The 242-nt window shown below is 55.8% G+C and carries 1 protein-coding gene; it reads right to left on the bottom strand.

Annotation, left to right across the window (positions count from 1 at the left end; translation table 11 throughout):
* A partial coding sequence (locus AC0L2F_RS35945; RefSeq protein ID WP_473251549.1) for a UTRA domain-containing protein occupies positions 1-242 on the bottom strand: 242 nt, incomplete at both ends.

The raw sequence follows: 242 nt of genomic DNA on the forward strand, positions 1-242 counted from the left end.
GGGAAAATAGCGCACGACTAGCAGTGGATAACCCGACACCACATCCAGGACCTGCGCCTGAGCTTCCGTCGCGGTCGTAGCCTCTATTTGATATCTCGTGTGGTCGACGAGGATTCCATATTGCGGCAGAAGAGGGATGATGAATTCGCCTTGCAAATGTTCCTTCAGCTTATCGGCCAGAACCCTCGGCAGCCAAAGCGTATCGAGCCCTACCACCTTGCCGTCCGCGAGCAGTAAGCGCT

The organism is Bradyrhizobium sp. Ken64, from assembly GCF_055807555.1.